This window comes from Enterococcus rotai (assembly GCF_001465345.1).
GTDB lineage: Bacteria > Bacillota > Bacilli > Lactobacillales > Enterococcaceae > Enterococcus_L > Enterococcus_L rotai.
In genome coordinates this window covers 1,141,055-1,157,552 of the sequence record NZ_CP013655.1, presented here as the reverse complement: position 1 = coordinate 1,157,552, position 16,498 = coordinate 1,141,055, and the positions used below count along the sequence as shown (strand labels likewise).

General features: G+C 34.3%; 15 protein-coding genes. 12 read left to right on the top strand and 3 right to left on the bottom strand.

Annotation, left to right across the window (positions count from 1 at the left end; genetic code table 11):
* The 7 genes from ATZ35_RS16795 to ATZ35_RS05365 all read left to right on the top strand — a co-directional run.
* On the top strand, positions 1-1,366 hold a 1,366-nt coding region (locus ATZ35_RS16795; protein WP_279614920.1), incomplete at its 5' end, for an FtsK/SpoIIIE domain-containing protein.
* Between the two features lie 70 nt (positions 1,367-1,436).
* The gene (locus ATZ35_RS05390) at positions 1,437-1,739 is read left to right on the top strand and encodes a DUF4176 domain-containing protein (RefSeq protein WP_208929837.1); all 303 of its coding nucleotides are present in this window, start codon (positions 1,437-1,439) and stop codon (positions 1,737-1,739) included.
* A 23-nt stretch (positions 1,740-1,762) separates the two neighbouring features.
* The gene (locus ATZ35_RS05385; protein WP_208929836.1) at positions 1,763-2,155 is read left to right on the top strand and encodes a hypothetical protein; all 393 of its coding nucleotides are present in this window, start codon (positions 1,763-1,765) and stop codon (positions 2,153-2,155) included.
* Between the two features lie 25 nt (positions 2,156-2,180).
* Positions 2,181-2,465, top strand: a complete 285-nt coding sequence (locus ATZ35_RS05380; protein ID WP_208929835.1) for a hypothetical protein — start codon at positions 2,181-2,183, stop codon at positions 2,463-2,465.
* Positions 2,466-2,481: 16 nt separating this feature from the next.
* Positions 2,482-2,814, top strand: coding sequence for a hypothetical protein (locus ATZ35_RS05375; RefSeq protein ID WP_069647103.1), 333 nt, complete (start codon positions 2,482-2,484; stop codon positions 2,812-2,814).
* A gap of 17 nt (positions 2,815-2,831) precedes the next feature.
* Complete coding sequence (locus ATZ35_RS05370) at positions 2,832-4,028, top strand: hypothetical protein (protein ID WP_208929834.1); 1,197 nt, start codon at positions 2,832-2,834, stop codon at positions 4,026-4,028.
* A gap of 113 nt (positions 4,029-4,141) precedes the next feature.
* On the top strand, positions 4,142-4,891 hold the full coding sequence (locus ATZ35_RS05365; protein WP_208929833.1) for a hypothetical protein: 750 nt from the start codon (positions 4,142-4,144) through the stop codon (positions 4,889-4,891).
* Between the two features lie 75 nt (positions 4,892-4,966).
* Here the strand turns inward: ATZ35_RS05365 and ATZ35_RS05360 are convergent, their stop codons facing one another.
* A complete protein-coding gene (locus tag ATZ35_RS05360; protein ID WP_208929832.1) occupies positions 4,967-5,185 on the bottom strand; it encodes a helix-turn-helix domain-containing protein in 219 nt (72 codons plus the stop codon).
* Positions 5,186-5,516: 331 nt separating this feature from the next.
* Here ATZ35_RS05360 and ATZ35_RS05355 point away from each other — a divergent pair, with 331 nt between their 5' ends.
* From ATZ35_RS05355 to ATZ35_RS05340, 4 genes are all read left to right on the top strand, one after another.
* Positions 5,517-5,822, top strand: a complete 306-nt coding sequence (locus tag ATZ35_RS05355) for a hypothetical protein (protein ID WP_208929831.1) — start codon at positions 5,517-5,519, stop codon at positions 5,820-5,822.
* 386 nt (positions 5,823-6,208) lie between these two features.
* Positions 6,209-6,523 (top strand): hypothetical protein, encoded by a 315-nt coding sequence (locus ATZ35_RS05350; RefSeq protein WP_208929830.1) that lies wholly within the window; start codon positions 6,209-6,211, stop codon positions 6,521-6,523.
* Between the two features lie 338 nt (positions 6,524-6,861).
* Entirely contained in the window at positions 6,862-7,164 is a 303-nt protein-coding gene (locus ATZ35_RS05345) for a hypothetical protein (protein WP_208929829.1), read from the top strand.
* A 28-nt stretch (positions 7,165-7,192) separates the two neighbouring features.
* Positions 7,193-8,824 (top strand): TPM domain-containing protein, encoded by a 1,632-nt coding sequence (locus ATZ35_RS05340; RefSeq protein WP_208929828.1) that lies wholly within the window; start codon positions 7,193-7,195, stop codon positions 8,822-8,824.
* A gap of 61 nt (positions 8,825-8,885) precedes the next feature.
* On the opposite strand, the gene ATZ35_RS05335 is transcribed toward ATZ35_RS05340, so the two are convergent.
* Complete coding sequence (locus ATZ35_RS05335) at positions 8,886-9,932, bottom strand: bifunctional transcriptional activator/DNA repair enzyme AdaA (protein WP_208929827.1); 1,047 nt, start codon at positions 9,930-9,932, stop codon at positions 8,886-8,888.
* 15 nt (positions 9,933-9,947) lie between these two features.
* Positions 9,948-10,775: an isocitrate lyase/PEP mutase family protein gene (locus tag ATZ35_RS05330; RefSeq protein ID WP_208929826.1), complete on the bottom strand. Its 828-nt coding sequence runs from the start codon at positions 10,773-10,775 to the stop codon at positions 9,948-9,950.
* Between the two features lie 1,141 nt (positions 10,776-11,916).
* Here ATZ35_RS05330 and ATZ35_RS05325 point away from each other — a divergent pair.
* On the top strand, positions 11,917-16,200 hold the full coding sequence (locus ATZ35_RS05325; RefSeq protein WP_208929825.1) for an LPXTG cell wall anchor domain-containing protein: 4,284 nt from the start codon (positions 11,917-11,919) through the stop codon (positions 16,198-16,200).
* Positions 16,201-16,498: the final 298 nt, after the last annotated feature.

The window sequence follows — 16,498 nt, the reverse complement described above, 5'->3', positions numbered from 1 at the left end:
TATGCAGACGGTTGTGATGGATTTGGCGCGAGTGCATAGTCCTGAAAGGCTAAATGTGTATCTATTGGACTTTGGAACAAATGGACTTCTACCGTTGAAAAAACTGCCTCATGTAGCAGATACGATGAGTATTGATGAAGAAGAGAAGATTGAGAAATTTGCACGTAGAATTAATGATGAATTGAAACGTCGTAAGAAGCTTCTTAGTGAGTATTCTGTGGCTAGTTTGGATATGTATGAACGTGCTAGTGGGAAAGAAGAACCGATTATCCTTATCTTGTTAGATGGTTTTGAAGGAATGAAGGATACAAAATTCAACGATATCCTTGAAAAAGTCATTACACAAGTGGCGCGTGAAGGTGCTGGTGTTGGCCTTCATCTACTTCTATCTGCTGGTAGACAAAACTCTATCAGAGCAACACTTTCAAGTAATATCAAAACACAAATTGTTTTGAAAATGATTGATGATAGTGAACCTAGAGCCATCGTTGGACGTACAACATTGACGATTGATGACTTACCAGGTCGTGGCTTGATTAAGTTAGAAGAACCTGAGTTATTCCAAGCAGCATTACCAGCCGATGGTGAAGATACGTTACAGATTATTGAAGCGATTCAAGAAGAAGTGGCGCAGATGGATCAACATTGGACTGGAACTAGACCTGAACCAATCCCGATGGTGCCTGATATACTTGATTTTGAAAGCTTTAAGCGGAAAAAATCAGTTCAATATGCTATGAATAATCAACTAATCCCTCTAGGCGTTGATTACGAAGAAGTTGAAGCTGTCCCAATTGACCTAGCTAAAATGAAACACCTTGTAGCTTTCAGTGATCGTGAAGAAGTTCTAACATTATTGCAAAAACAAATGATCTCTACTGTTAGTCAAATGGATAATGTAAAATTATTAGCCATTGATACAGAAGGTGCATTAAATCAATATCAAGAACGCATTTCAACATATGTTTCTGGTGAACAAGTTGGACAATTCTCAGAAATGTTACTTGCTGAAATCGAGCGTAGACAAGAAAATGGCAATACGGATGCATGGGTCGTTTTAATTGATAATATGGCGAATTTCGTGAAAGAGGCAGGGATTAAGGACGATGAATTTATTGCTATTTACGAACGTGCACCAAAAGTTGGTATTCACTTAGTGATGTACTCTTACTTGAATTTCTTAAGTGGTTACGAAGCAATTCCAAAATATATCAAAACAAATACCAAACAAGCAATTTTAGGATTAAGAAAAGCCGATCAAACAATATTTGAAAAACCATATCAAGCGAATGAACCTTTGCTTGAAGTAGATGAAGCTTATTTCTATACCAACAATGTTTACTACAAAATGAAATGTTGCAGATAATATCAAGTATAAGAGTGAAGAACCTTTCACTCTTATACATAAAATTCTAACTTTAGAGGAGAGAAAACACATGGAAAAAAAATTATACCCTTTAGGAACAATCGTCTATTTAAAAGAAGGAACTCAAAAAGTTATGGTCATAGGTCGTGGTGTGGTTTACCAAGATGAAGAAACAGAATCAGAGGTCTTTGTAGATTACATGGGCTGTTCGTATCCTGCAGGAATTGACCCAAACCAAACAATATTTTTCAATGAAGAAAATATTGATCAAGTTGTTCATGAAGGCTTCTCCGATGAAGAAGAACAGCGATTTGTAAAAGTCTATGAAGAATGGGAAAGTGACATAACTATTCCTAAGAAAAAAATTGATTAGCTAAAAAAGAAAGGTGAACAGTAATGAATTATAAAGAACGTATTTCTGCTCTAGAATCTTTTAAAGCAAGTATTTCTGGTGGAGCAATTGAGGATTCAGCAGCTTCATTTACTACAGAAATTTCTGGCTGGGTTGGGGGGGAAACTGCTAAAAATGGCTACGATGGCTATGTAAATAAAGTTAAAGCTGACACTGCAAAAATTACAGGAAAGCGTGATTCCTTCACCAGTAAAATTGACGAAAGAATCAGCTTTATTCAAGCTAAATTTAACGAAGAATATAACTTAAACAGCTGGTACTTCAAAATGAAACATGAATCCGACCCAATAAAAGATAAGCAAAAGAAAAGGCAGCAATTAAATATATTATCTATTGATGACAGTGTAAAGGCTAAGATCAGACAAAATTTTCTATAGAAATTTAGATGAGGAGGAATAAAAATTGACTGTAATAAAGATACAACAAGATAGTTTGAAAGTCGCAGCTGAAAAAGCTCACAAAAAATCTACAGAATATAAAGAAAAAGTAATTCGTGCGGAGTTGTCCTTTACTGAAATGGGTGAGGTTTTGTTAGGAAGCGGATACGATGAATTGTTAACACAAGTATCGAAAAAAATTGATGCGCAAAAAAAATTAGTTGTCGAATGTGAAATTCTATCTGAAAAAATACATTATTACAATAACACTATGACAGATTCTGAATCATCTGTTTCGTTTCCTAGTTAAAGAAAGGTGAAGATAAATGGCAGATAAAATACAGTATGATCCAACCAAACATGCTGAATTAAAAAATATAATGATTGAGATACAAACAAACTTTGATGAGTTAACAGCAGCATATAAAAATGTTAAAAGTGTTGTGAGTTCCGATTTTAAAGGGGAAGCTTCGACAGCTTTGCAATCCGCTTTAGAACAAAAAATCAGTCAATTAACAAAAGAAAAAGAGGATTGGTCTATTGTAATTGACAATGCTGGACAAGTAGGAAAAGCCTTTGTCGAAAGTGATAGAAATGCTAAGAGAGTAATGCAAGGTCAAGAACCTTATAGTCAAGGTAAAGGTGGAAAAATCTATTAAGAGGGGGTATTATTAATATGGGTGCAGGAAGTTATACCATTCCAATGAGTGAGTATTATAGCAAATCAAAGAGTCTAAAAGATAGTGTTACAGAAGTTACGGAAAGTGTTCAATCTAACTTTTTTCAAAAAATATCTGATAATATTAGTGAATTAGATGGTCAAGATCAAAGTTTCTTAGAAGGTTGTAGTGCATATACTTCTGCTAAAAAACTTTATACCAAGCTAACAGAAACACATATGAAAAACTTAAATAATATGTCTAGTTTTAATGGTCAGAACCCGTTGTATGCGATTGAAAATAATGACAAAGAGTTTGCTTCACAGTTTAATGCGATAGCTAATGGGACGAATAGCGCAGAAGTTACTAACCGATTGAATAGTTTAAATCAAACTATTACAAATAAGTATTCAGCAATACAATTTGATAAATTTTATGATTCTATTTCAGAAATGGCAAAAGGGGTATTAGATTCAAATGAATATAGTCGATTAATGGCTATTTTAAAATTGAATCCCAAAAAAGCAATGGAAAGCCTAGCTAATTCACCAGATTTTCTAAAACTGCTAGAAAAAAGCCCCAAATTTAGAAACGCTTTTGCTGGTTTCTTAGCAAGTGCCGCGATGTTTATAGAAGCTAATCCTGCTAGTAAAACAGCTGTAGAAGTTTTTACAAAGGCAGGTGGCTTTCTTAAAAAAGTGGACGGTTGGATATCCCCAGCATTAAAAAGAGATTTATTAAGTTATGCTTCTAAATTAAAGGAACCTTTAAGCAAACTGGGTAAAGTTTTACCTGGTCCATGGGGTATGTTGGGAATAGAAGTAGGGCTAAAAGGAGCACGAAACTTCTTTAGTGACAAAAGTGAAACGAAAGGAAAGATCGGACAATCTATTACAGATGCCGGTGTAGATGCCATATTTAATGTTGGACCTATCGATGGCTTTATTTTAGGAGCCACAACGGGTAACTTAGCTGTAGCCATAGGAGCTGGGGCAGTTGGTGGAATAAATCAGATTACTAAATTCTTTTTCCCTAAGCAACACAAAGCTGTTAAACAATGGACTAAAGATAAAGCACGTGTAGTTGGGAAAGCGGTAGATGATACTTTAGCTACTGTAGGGAATGGTATCAAAGGCGTTTGGAAGGGAGTCAAAAATTGGGTCAATATACCAAGAAACAATTCTCCTCAAGTTAGCACAAGTTGGTTTGGTTAGATTGAAATTTGCGCTATTCCTATTTCTTTAAAAAAAATTATACATTCATTTCATGTATTCTGTAAAAAGAATACATATAACAAATTGAATAATGAATATGGGGTAATATTACAATGGAAAAAAAGAAGATAGATGGCTATATCGAAACTTATAATTCTCAAAATACTAAGTACTTCCTGACAACATTTTTAAGCCTATCTTTTCTCTGTATAGGAATTCCTCTTATTTTTATATCAGCAATGAAAGATACTTACCCACATTTGCAATCCCTTATGTGGGTACAGGTTTTGCAGTACATTTTGATTGGCATAGAAATAGTCTTCTTTCTTTTAATTTTTATCTCTTACAATTTAAAAGAAAAGAAGAAAATATTTTCCTTAATACTTTTTGATTTTACACAATGGATATTACTTTTGGTTTTATTATCAGGTATGTACTTTGGTATAGTCATATTTATTAATGACTATTTCTCTAAATTTTTGTTAATTTTCCCCTACCTATTGGGGGTTTTAAAAGTTACTTTTGATATTAAGAAAAAATCTTCTCGACAAGAACAAGCGACAAATTTGATGGGAATTACAGAAAAATTTGGGGCGATTATATTTTTTCTAATAGTCATAATTAGATGGGTGTCGGATTTTATTTTTCCAAATAATGGAAACTTCTCACTCATAGCAATTTTATCACCACTATTCATAGTTGCTGCATTAGTTTTTTATACTGAATACCAATTAGAACGAATACTTCTTTTCAAAACAATTCTCACGGACCAAGAAAAGTTCAGAATAGAGAGTAACTTATCTGTTAGAGACTGGTATGGTAAAAAATCAAAAGAGTACAAAGATATTGAAAAAAATAATTAGCATTTTTTGATATCAAACTGATAAAACCACTAATTCATACTTAGAAACCGTAATTATGCTCTGGTAAAGAGGTAATTAATGGTTTCTATTTTTTTCAGAAACGTACTCCATAATATCCCCTGGCTGACAATCAAGAGCCGCACATATCCTCTCAATAACATCCATCGACACTTTTTCATTTGCAGAAAGCTTCGCTAATGTAGCCGTTCCTATCCCTATTTCTTTACGTAGTTGCGTTTTTGTCATTTCTTTATCTATCAATAACTTCCATAAACGATTATAAATTATCGGCATTTACCTTATCCTCCCGTTTTCTACTAACTATATCTTCAGTATAAAATGTAGATATTCCACAGTCAACACAATAAATTCGTCTAAACGAATAAATAATTCTGAAAACGAAATAAAACCATTGACGAAATATTCTATTTACGGTATTATATATTCATTAAGGCGAACATTAAATTCTTTTTATCGAATAAAAAAGGAGGATTGACTATAGATAAAAAGAAGCAGAGCTTTAACGATTAAGAAATGAATTTCTTAAACTAAAACTCTCCCCTAGACAAGTTGAGTATATCATACATTTAAGAAATTCTCCAAAAAAACTTGAAGGAGAATCATAATGAATACAATTAAACAGTTAACTATTAAAAACGACAGAAATCAACCAATTAAAAGTATCAGCCATCAAGATATCTACTCATTACATGACCTTTTAGAACAACTCAATTCCTGGCAAAATGCCCTGAATTTACTAAATGATTTTTTTAGTGACAAGCAACGACCAGTAAACAAGAAAAAAATCGCAAGTAACTATTACGCTTGTTCACAAATCTTCTCTATTTTTCATAATGACTTTACGCAAACCTTGACGAAAATGGAGCAACAAATTACAGAATTAAGACAAAAAGAAAAAGTTAGATATTAAGTCACAATCAAAGTGAAAAATTACTCTAATTAGTCGTTTTTTGCTTTTTTTGTTAAGTGTAAAATATTTATCCAGTCTTTATGTTAAACTTAACATAAAGACTTATTTAGAATGTCAGTTAGATATGAACAAAAATGAAGTTAGCGATATTAAAAAAAAGAAACGATACTACTTGGAATGTGTTCGTAACTAGTGCAAAAAGGAACCCTTAAAGGCTTAAAAACATATTCAGATGATAATGTTACTTTAGATGATTTTGTGGAGAGGTTGAGAGCAGATAAAAGATTGCGTGGGTATTTTAAAGCTTGGATCATGTTTATATATGTAGAGCTTAGTAATACAGGTTCCCTTAACTTAGACAAATTAAAATAAAGGACTGATAAACAATGGGCAAAGAAAAATTTCAAATAATGACAAAAGCTACAGAAAAAGAAAATCTAATTTATAGTGACTCATCTTGTATCGTATATTGCAATGTCGCAGATTTTAGAGATGATATTTTTTGGACTGTTATATTGTGGACAGAAAATAAAAAAAATACTCAACAAATAAAAATAACAAACGAACAAGTATTAGAAGTTTATAAGCGTATTAACTACTTAACAGTAAAAGAACTTAGTAAACAAGTATATGTTAGCAGACTAGGTTTTATAGAAGAAGCTCCTCAGTCCTTAGACGTCCCTTTATTAGATTGGAAGTGAAGAATTGTCCTCAATAATAAGTAATATAATTAAGTTTCGTAATCTGAAAGAGATTGACTATCATTGTAAACAAGTTCTAATATTAATTAAGAACAATTATCCAAATGATAATTCAAACTATAGCTTAGCTAGAATTGAACGTTCCATAAACCATATTCTAGAACAAATCGATGGTAGTGAAACAATTACTAGTACGATTAATCTCATGGATTTAACAAGACATTTTGTTGATGATACAGGGAATTACAACGATCCTATATTGATAGAGCTCGAACATGTGTATCACAAAATAGAAAAGATAAAAAAAGAATCATAGCAACTCTAGGAGGAACATTGTAATGTCGCACTCTCAATCTAAACAATTTGGAACAGATCAGATTCTATTGAAACAAGAGGGAAAAGAACTCTTAAATGAATTAAATTTAAGAATTAGTAATTCGACTAGTATTCATAAAAAATCATATGAAAAAATTTATTTAGAAGTTCGCTTAATGACTGATACTATTGAAAATAGTAATCAAACAAAGTTCAGAATTTCCTACCATAGACTCATAGTAGATCAGTGGGATTTTTCAGACGAATTAGGGATTAGGCTATTAAATTTTAAAGAACAGTATTTGAACTTAAAAAATAAGCAATAACTACATCAACACAATCAAAAGGAGCAAAATGAACTCAAATCACACACATAAAACACACACACACTTTACCAAAGTAACCATTCTTAAAACAATCCTGTTTCTCACCACCCTCTTCCTCTTCATTCTCTCCACCCCGCAAACCAGCTCAGCCGAAAGCTTCTTCGTCGACGATCAAGCTGGTCTATTAAGCGACGAAACAAAACAAGCGATCATCCAAGCAAACGAATCAGATTTCAAACAACTAACTGGTCATCCACAATTTGTTCTAAAGACCATCAAAAAATTACCCAAAAATGAAACAATCGAAACCTATGCAGATGAAACCTTTCAAACGTTAGGAATCGGCAATAATTACCTGAATAACGGCTTTTTATTTGTCATTGCGGTATCTGATCGGAAATATCGTTTAGAAGTTGGATATGGTGTAGAAGACGTGATTACAGATAGTATGAAACGTGACATTGTCCCCACAAGTGTGGAACAATTATTTCGCGAAGAAAAGTATGATCAAGGTTTGACTATCATCAGTCATAATATCATTTCTATTGTTAATGAACGTTATGGCAATTACGAAGCAGCGAAAAAGGAAGTTCAGGATTTAGAACAAGCAAGTAATTCTTATAATGAAGAACACTATCACTACACAGAACCAGAAAAGAGTTTTTTTGACTATGTTGAAATTGTTCTAAGTTTTATTATGGCTCATTTTATTGCTCTATTGCTCAGTGCTGTAGGGGTTATTATAAGCTACTTCTATTTTAGAAGCTTTTTAGTGAAACACCTTTTAAAACTATCTCTGTTTGATTCGATTCAAGAATTAAAAGTAAAGACATTGGGAAAAGTTGATTTAAGTGAAAAAACACTGATTTCTCAGATTGAATCGGCTCCTATTTGGATATTAATTCTCTCAAATTTTGCTAAATATCAATACTTACAACGCTATCTGGCAAAAATTTTATTTACAAGCGACATAATAAACTACGCAATTGAGATAGGAAAATATCGAACCCATCACTTAATAACTGCGAATAAAATGATTTACTATAAACTCTGTCTAGACATCAGCCAACGTTACTATGAAGAATATTCTCAGCATCTAATTGATTTTCTAACAGAGCCGCAGAAAATCGAGCAGGCAACAAAACAATTACGCTTGCAACTTAAAAAATCAGATAATGACTACTTAGAAATTTTGCAAACGATCGTTCAAGCAAGAGTTACATTCATTCAAACAAGAAAGATTGTACAAGTCTACGTAAAAGCACATGTATCAAAGTCCTTTTACACAAAACAAAAAGAAAAATTACTCGTTTTACTCGTTTCATATCATCTGCTAAAAGGGAAAGATACTAGTAAAGAAGATTTTTTAAAAGAAGCTGGTAACTTTGAACAAGAATTACCTAAAGCTTTTAAAAAAGGAGAACGAGATTTCAAAAAAATTGAGTCAACTTATTATCCAAAAGCAATCCGTGATCTTGATAAATGTTTATTTTTAGGAGAAATACCAGGAATCAATTTTGCTGACTATCAGACATTGCAGCATTTTAGTACCTCAAGTTATCGAAGTAGCAATTCTGGTGGTTCTTCCAGTAGTGGCGGAGGAGGAAGTTCCGGTGGAGGTGGATCATCTGGCGGCGGTGGTTTTTCTGGTGGCTGGTAACTTCAAAAAGAGTGGACAATACTCAGATTTTTTCTGACCATTGTCTACTCTTTTTTATTCTCTAACGATATTCCCGTTCATGCTTCAACAACCACTTCTTCCGCTCCAAACCACCGCCGTAACCACCCAGACTACCATCCGTCTGAATCACGCGATGACAGGGAATAATAATCGCTAACTGATTAGCACCATTCGCATTCCCCACTGCCCGCATCCCTTTTGGGTTACCGATTGCAGCTGCCAATTCTTTATACGAAGACGTTTTACCACACTCAATTTCTGTCAATGCTTGCCACACACTCTTTTGAAAATCTGAACCTAAACATAGATAGGGTGTTTGAAATTCATCCAGCTTCTTTTCAAAATACAGATCCAATTCTGCTTTGATCTGTTCATTGATTTTGGTCTTACCTGGGACGATGGAAGCATTCAGTCGATTGCGTAGGCGTTCAATTTCTCGTTCCAACCCACGGCGATCCACAAACTCCAATAAATACAGATAGTCATCATCTGCAATGCTCATCATTGGACCTAAAATCATATCGATCCAATCGGCTGATAATATTTTGATGTCTTTCGATTGTTTTGGATTTCTACCCATGATTTTTGAAAAGGCATCGTAAAAGCCGCTTGGTGAATCATAACCTACATCTAACTGCGTATCGATTCGTTTCTCCCCATTTTTGATTGATTTCAAGGCCATCCCCATCCTTCTTGAGCGTGCATATTGAACAAACGTCATGCCATACACTTTTTTAAATTGTCTTCTAGCAGTCATTGAGTGGATGCCCAACTCTGCGAAATCTTGGTCTTTCCAACGTTTTTCTGGGTTTTCTTCGACTAATTCCACCATTTGCTGCACTAAAGGCGGGATTTCTCTTGGATAAGATAGTGGTTTACAGCGTTTACAAGGACGATAACCTGATAAAAGTGCCTCTTCGGCGGTTTCGTAAAATGTACAATTTTCATACTTCGGTTTTCTTGCAGGACATGTTGCGTGGCAAAAGACACCAGTGGAACTGATCCCAACAAAGAAAATACCATCATATGTTGAATCTTTTGCCAGCAAGGCTTGGTAGTAATGCTTTTTTTCTTTTTCGCTGATCATTGGGCATTCCCCTTTCTACTGTATTCTAAATAATTCAATCTGATCTTGCTCCTCGTATTGAGCTAAATCGGCCAGTAACGATGTGTAAAATGTAGTTAAATCGTCTGTTTCATATTCATTATAAAGCATATAGATTGAAGGTCCAAAGCTGATTCTTGAAATTCCTGTATCTAAATAATCTGCAATAGAATCGTTTTGGATATCTAGCATAATATTGATCGGTAACGTAGTTGCTGCTGCTATTTGCTTAAGATGTTCTTGGTTTTTTAACCCTGGAATAAAAATACCATCGATTCCAGTTTTTTCATACGCTTTGATTCGTGCGATCGTTTGATTTAAGACTTGTTCATTTTGGTTGTTTGCAGCAATATCGCCACTAAAATAGGTATCTGTTCTTACGTTGATAAAAAGGTCTTTTTTCATTGTCTTACATTGTTGCTTGATGGCTAGTAGCCGCTCACGTTGTTCTGCTATGGAATACAGGGTTTCTGTATTTGGTTTCTTATCTTCAATATTGATCCCGATGACGCCAATGTTGATGAGAGCTTCAATATTCTTTGCCAGCTCTAGTCCATTTGTGGCATATCCTGATTCAATATCTGCAGTAATGTAATTGTTTTGGGTATCCATTTGTCTTAGGTAGCCTAGTAGTTCATCAAACGGCATATTTTCACCATCTTGATAGCCGTAATGATCTGACATTGCGTAACTACCTGTTGGGATTAAATTGATGTTTTGGGTTGTCAGCTCATTGGCACTGGCTACGTCCCAAATATTTAGTAAAACAAGTGGTTTCTTTTGTTGGTGGGCATTTCTGAAATGGGTTGTTTTGGTTTTGTTCATTGATCATCGATCCCTTCGTTTTGTAGCTTTAGTGTACTGCTGATCGATAGATGGTTCTTTCGAAAAATGAACATCAATTTTTTTATTTTGATTTAGGGTTTGGTAAGTGGTGACTTCTCTCTTCATAGATCTTGTATTGTTCACCATCCATTCTGGAGGAGCCCGGATTGTTAATACAAGAGATTTATCATGAGCCGCACTATCTGATTTACTTTTTCTTGATTTAGGCTTTGGTGATTCTCTAGTAAGGACACTTCGCTCTCTTTGTTCGCCAAGTATTGTTCATCATCCATTCTGGCGGAGCCCAGATTGTTAATACAAGAGATTTATCATGAGCCGCACTATCTGATTTACTTTTTCTTGATTTAGGCTTTGGTGATTCTCTAGTAAGGTGACTTCGCTCACTTTGTTCGCCAAGTATTGTTCATCATCTGCTCTGCGAAGCAGTCGCAGTGATTCACAACAAATAACCCACTCTTTGGGGAAGAGTGGGTAAAAGGAGTTAAAAAATGAAAAAGTGTTTTGTTAGGGTTGTTTGTTTGGTATGAATTTATAATAACCTGAAAGTGTGACTATTTTGTGTTGAAAGATTGGTTTCTTTATTATGATTATTTGTCGGAAATCTGAAGTTTTAGTTTAACTTACCATAAAAGATTAATAATTGGAACGCTTTGTTCCTTTTACCGATCCAAAAATAATAAAAAAACTGATATAGTTCGTCACAGCCTTTGCTTTAAGAAGCTCGTTAAATACATTTTATAAGTGACTGAGACAAACACCCATGTAAATTTTATATATAAATCATATACCATTCTTCTCGTTTCCTTGTTCTCTAAAATGCCATATACATACATAAATATTCACATTTCCTAAACTTATACAAAAAAATAAAATAATATTCCTCAAAGGTAAAAATCCTCTATCACCAAGCTGTTCTACACTTTTTATACAAAAACCATCAAATAATGATTATTATTTCATTATTTGATTATCAAAAAATTGTAATTATGATGAAAAATATGATAAATGTTTTACTTAAGACTATTGTATAATTACATTTATGAAAATATAAATTTCATTAAGATTTTATATTTTTACTATATGAACATTACTACAAAAAAAGGAAGGTATGTGTGGTTTAATGAATGACTCATGGAGAAAAGGTTCGTTTAAATTTATGTTGTTTTCCAGTGTGGTTCTCATAGGTTCTGGTAGTCCTATACACGCACTGGCTGCAACAATAGAGCAAAAGCAAGCTGCTCAAACAACGTTGGAAAAAGATTATAAGAGTATATTAGAAGAATACACCACAGCGAAAAAGGAATACGAAGATACAAAAAAAGAGTATGATACTGCCTTAAATGACTACAATACCTCTAAAAGCAAAGCTGATAAAACTTATGAAACAGCTGATCAACTTAAAACGACTTTAGATGGATTAAAAGAAACGTACAAAAATCAGTTAACGATTTTCGAAGAAGCGACAACGACTTATAACGCACATAAAGCTACATATGAAACAAATAAGTCTAGCTACGAAGCACATATTGATACTTACAACGAAGCAAAAGCTGCCTATGAAGTAGAACAAAAACGTTATCAAGACACGGAAACAACTTTTCTCGGTATGCAAACAAACTATTTAAATGCCCAAGCTGAATACGAGGCATTGAACAAAGATGCTGAAGAAAAAAGAACAATCTACGAAAATTTAAGAGTGGAATACGAAGCAAAACGAAAAATTTACGAGGATGCTGCAACAGCATATAGAACCATTCAAACAGCGTACAATGAGGCAAAAAATAAGTACAACACGCAACTATCAGACTATAATTCACAAAAACTTTCTTATGAAGCGCTACTTAACAACTACACTATTAAAAAAACAGCGTATGATACTAAAGCGACAGAATTCAACGTAGCGACAGAGACATACAACACCTTAAAAACAGAACTTGAAACAGCAAAAACCAGCTATATCGAAGTAAAAACTGACTATGATAAAGCACTTGAGGAATATAACGTACTGCTAACTGAATATAATGATGCAAAAACAACTTATATAGCGGATAAAGCAACTTATGAAAAACGTTTATCAGATTTAACGGTAACCATAAGTGATTATGAACGAAAACTTACTGAATATAATAAAATTAAAGATGAATATAACACAACAAAACAAGCGTACGAAGAAGCAAAAACAACTTACGAAACTTTATCTAGTCAACTTAAAGAATTAGCAACGCAATATGAAACAGAACGTACGACCTACGAAACCGAAAAGACAGCCTTTGATCAAAAAACAAAAACATATGAAACTGCGAAAACAACCTATGATCAACAAAAAGCTGCCTATGATGCTAAATTGACTGCTTATGAAACTGATTTAGCTACCTATAATGAAAAAAGAGCAGCCGCTGAAGCTATTCTAAAACAGTATGAAGAAGGCACAGTGGAATATTCAACAGCTTTAGCAGCCTATAATGAAAATAATGCTCGTTATAACGAAGTGGACAAAGAATATCAACAAGTAAAAGAACAAGCTGAACAACTCACGACAAAGTTCAAAGACGTTCAAACAGCTTATGACACTGCAACAGCTGATTATCAAAAAATTGCTGCTTCCTATCAGTCTATCAAGCAACAATATGATACTCTTGAAGCACAATGCGAGCAAGCAAATACTGATTACCAAAAATTGGAAAAAGACTACCAAACAATCAGCACGAACTATACACAAGTAATCAGTGTCTATGAAGAAACAGAATCTGCCTATCAAGCAGCAGTCACAGAGTCTGCTGAAGTAAAACGCCAATATGACCTGTTAAAAGAAACTTATGACGCCATATCTGTTAAATTTATAAACGGATCAGACGCTTTTGACATCATAGAAGCGCACTATAATGAGGCGAGCAAAACATATGATGCTGCTAATAAAAAATATGAACTAGCACGTGCTGAATATGACCGTCTTTTACCAGAATATCAAACACTAGCAGAGGAATTAACTACACTAAAATCAGAGTTGGCTTCAGCGAAAATAGCTTTTACCAAACTAGGAGAAACATTAGAAACAACTACAAAACAATACACCGCCTTAGAAAGGCAATATACTAAAACAAAAGAAACTTATGATATAGTAACAAAACAATTTGCTGCTTTAGATAAAGAGTACCTTTTAGCTGAAACAGCATATACCACAGCAGCAACTGCCATTTCTAAAGCGAAAGACACATTTGAACTTCGCGAGAAAGAATATACGGATTTAGCTGCATATTATATTGGTCTGAAAACGCAATATGATGAAACCCTGAAAACCTATAATGCAACGCGAATCAAATTGGGTGAAGTGAAAGATGAGCAAACAGCTCACGAAAAAGAATTCGCCGCTGTTTCAAAAGAGTACACAGAATTAGAAACTTCCTTTAAAAAGCTTCATGAACAGTATAAAGGCGTTAATACAGCCTACGGTACTGCAAATGATGCGTGGGAAGCTGCTGATAAGGACTACCAACTAGCTAACGGAAAATTAAAAACTCTTACTATCAATTACGATAAAGCTCTTACACTCTATACAAATCTCAAAACTAAATATGACCTTGCAAAAGAAAGTTTCACTACAGCTGCAAAACCATATGAGGATGCACTTGCTGCTTACGAGAAGGCAGTTGTTGCTGAAAGTGAGATCAATGCTGCTATTACTGGAATGAATAACGTTCTTGATGACTTTCCAGCTGATAAAATAACGCAAGAAAATCTTGATAATCTTCCTGCTGACTTAGCATTGTGGCAAACTAAATACGAAACAGCTAAATTAGCTTTAACTAAAGTACTAAATGAATCGTGGCCAGTTATTATGGACTATCAAGATAAAAATGATAGTTACAATGCTAGTTCTATTAAACCAGAAATTACCCAAGACCTTATTTATGGACCAGAAGATTTTCAGTCTAAATTAGTAAATTTCATTGCTGAGGCTGAACATGTGATGGAGGATAATATTAATAGTGCTAAAGTGTATCAGCAATACTATCAATCATACAAAACTTATTCTGATGCTTTCGATTTATACACTAAAGGATGGAGTGTAGGCAACGCTGGAGATCCTGACGAAGAATTGGATTCTTGGATCGAAATTATTAACACTGCTGGAACCTTAGATTTTACTCCTATAGGCTATCCAACAGAACGCTTACAATCATTAAATACATCGGAAGAATGGGATAAATTTGTCTCAACTTATGAGTCAATTGCAGGTGGAGCAATTGAGAAACTTACGAATTATTCTGATTATCTAATAAGCGTTTCTGATAAATGGACAGTAGCTAATTCAACCATGGCTGCTGCAATTGAAGAATTCAATTTAGCAACGGGCAACAATGTTAAACCACCCGTAAACTTAGATAGAATTCCAACTTCAATCACTACAAGTCTCAACGTTGCAACTGGAGCTTATCAAACAAGCTTAGATGCTTTTTATGCAGATCCTTATATTGAAGATGTTGGTCTTTCTCTCTATGACTGGATAAAAATGGGGGGTGGAAGTTCAATAATCACTTGGCGAATGAGTACACAATCCGCGCTTGGAAAGGTTAACCTTCCACCTATTGATCTAAAAACAATCCAAACTGAATTAGATTCGCTAATACTCAAAAAAATCAATGCTCCAGAAATTCCAACAGTACCAGATATGCCTGAAATCCCGACAAAGCCAGTAGGAATTAACACACCTAAAAAAGTCGAAAATGTAACAGAACCAACCAATCCAGCGCTTGTGCCTGCTGCGGCTTCAACAAAAATAATTGAAAATATCACAGGAATCAACTTACCTACTTTAACAGATAAACATGCATCTACTCCTCCTAGTTCACTTGTAGAACTAGGTACTTCAGAAGATGTAACTGATGTGGAATTAGATAGCGAAGAAGCTGAAGAAAGTATTCAACCTGATGCTCCTGTTGAACTAGAAGATTTGGAAGATGTTACAGATGTCGATCCTTTAGAGAAACCTGAAGAATTAGAAGAAGCTCCTATTGTTGAAGCGCCAGTTATTCCAGAAGTTATCGCACCAGAAACCGTTGACCCAGTAACACCGCCAGTAGAACAGCCAATCGAACTTACTGCACCAACGGAACCTAATGCACTAGAAGCTCCTATCGCAGCCAATCTAGCCGAGGCGCCAGTAGCTTTAACTGATCCTAAGAAGAAGGAAGAATCTACAGGAAACACTGTGGCAACAAGTACTAAACGCAACACAGTCTCTGATCCTTCAACTAAACTATTACCAAATACTCGTTCTGAAAGAAGACTACCGAATACAGGAACAGAATCTTCTCTAATGGAACAAGGAATGGGTGCCTTTATGGCAGGTGCCGCTGGATCTCTTCTTTTCTGGAAGAGAAGAAAAGGAAAACACAGTAAATAGAATTTAGTTTTCTAAATGACACTATGATTAAAAAAAGAAGCTACGCATGCAAAATTATTTTTGCACGTGTAGCTTCTTTTAAGTACCGTTTTTTATTTTAATTGAATGACAATTCGAATTATAAGCGATTTATTTGGTTGTGTTGGTTTTGCTTCTATTGTTTTTTATATTAAGGCTTTGGTGACTCTCTAGTAAAGACACTTCGCTCACTTTGTTCGCCAAGTATTGTTCATCATCTACTTTGGTATAGCCAATCGTAGTGATTCACAAAAAAGAACCCACTCTTTGGGGAAGAGTG

Coding starts and splice junctions, on each gene's coding strand:
- ATZ35_RS05385 (WP_208929836.1), top strand. CDS start 1,763: ATGAATTATAAAGAACGTATTTCTGCTCTAGAATCTTTTAAAGCAAGT.
- ATZ35_RS05390 (WP_208929837.1), top strand. CDS start 1,437: ATGGAAAAAAAATTATACCCTTTAGGAACAATCGTCTATTTAAAAGAA.
- ATZ35_RS05325 (WP_208929825.1), top strand. CDS start 11,917: ATGAATGACTCATGGAGAAAAGGTTCGTTTAAATTTATGTTGTTTTCC.
- ATZ35_RS05360 (WP_208929832.1), bottom strand. CDS start 5,185: ATGCCGATAATTTATAATCGTTTATGGAAGTTATTGATAGATAAAGAA.
- ATZ35_RS05355 (WP_208929831.1), top strand. CDS start 5,517: ATGAATACAATTAAACAGTTAACTATTAAAAACGACAGAAATCAACCA.
- ATZ35_RS05370 (WP_208929834.1), top strand. CDS start 2,832: ATGGGTGCAGGAAGTTATACCATTCCAATGAGTGAGTATTATAGCAAA.
- ATZ35_RS05365 (WP_208929833.1), top strand. CDS start 4,142: ATGGAAAAAAAGAAGATAGATGGCTATATCGAAACTTATAATTCTCAA.
- ATZ35_RS05375 (WP_069647103.1), top strand. CDS start 2,482: ATGGCAGATAAAATACAGTATGATCCAACCAAACATGCTGAATTAAAA.
- ATZ35_RS05345 (WP_208929829.1), top strand. CDS start 6,862: ATGTCGCACTCTCAATCTAAACAATTTGGAACAGATCAGATTCTATTG.
- ATZ35_RS05335 (WP_208929827.1), bottom strand. CDS start 9,932: ATGATCAGCGAAAAAGAAAAAAAGCATTACTACCAAGCCTTGCTGGCA.
- ATZ35_RS05340 (WP_208929828.1), top strand. CDS start 7,193: ATGAACTCAAATCACACACATAAAACACACACACACTTTACCAAAGTA.
- ATZ35_RS05350 (WP_208929830.1), top strand. CDS start 6,209: ATGGGCAAAGAAAAATTTCAAATAATGACAAAAGCTACAGAAAAAGAA.
- ATZ35_RS05330 (WP_208929826.1), bottom strand. CDS start 10,775: ATGAACAAAACCAAAACAACCCATTTCAGAAATGCCCACCAACAAAAG.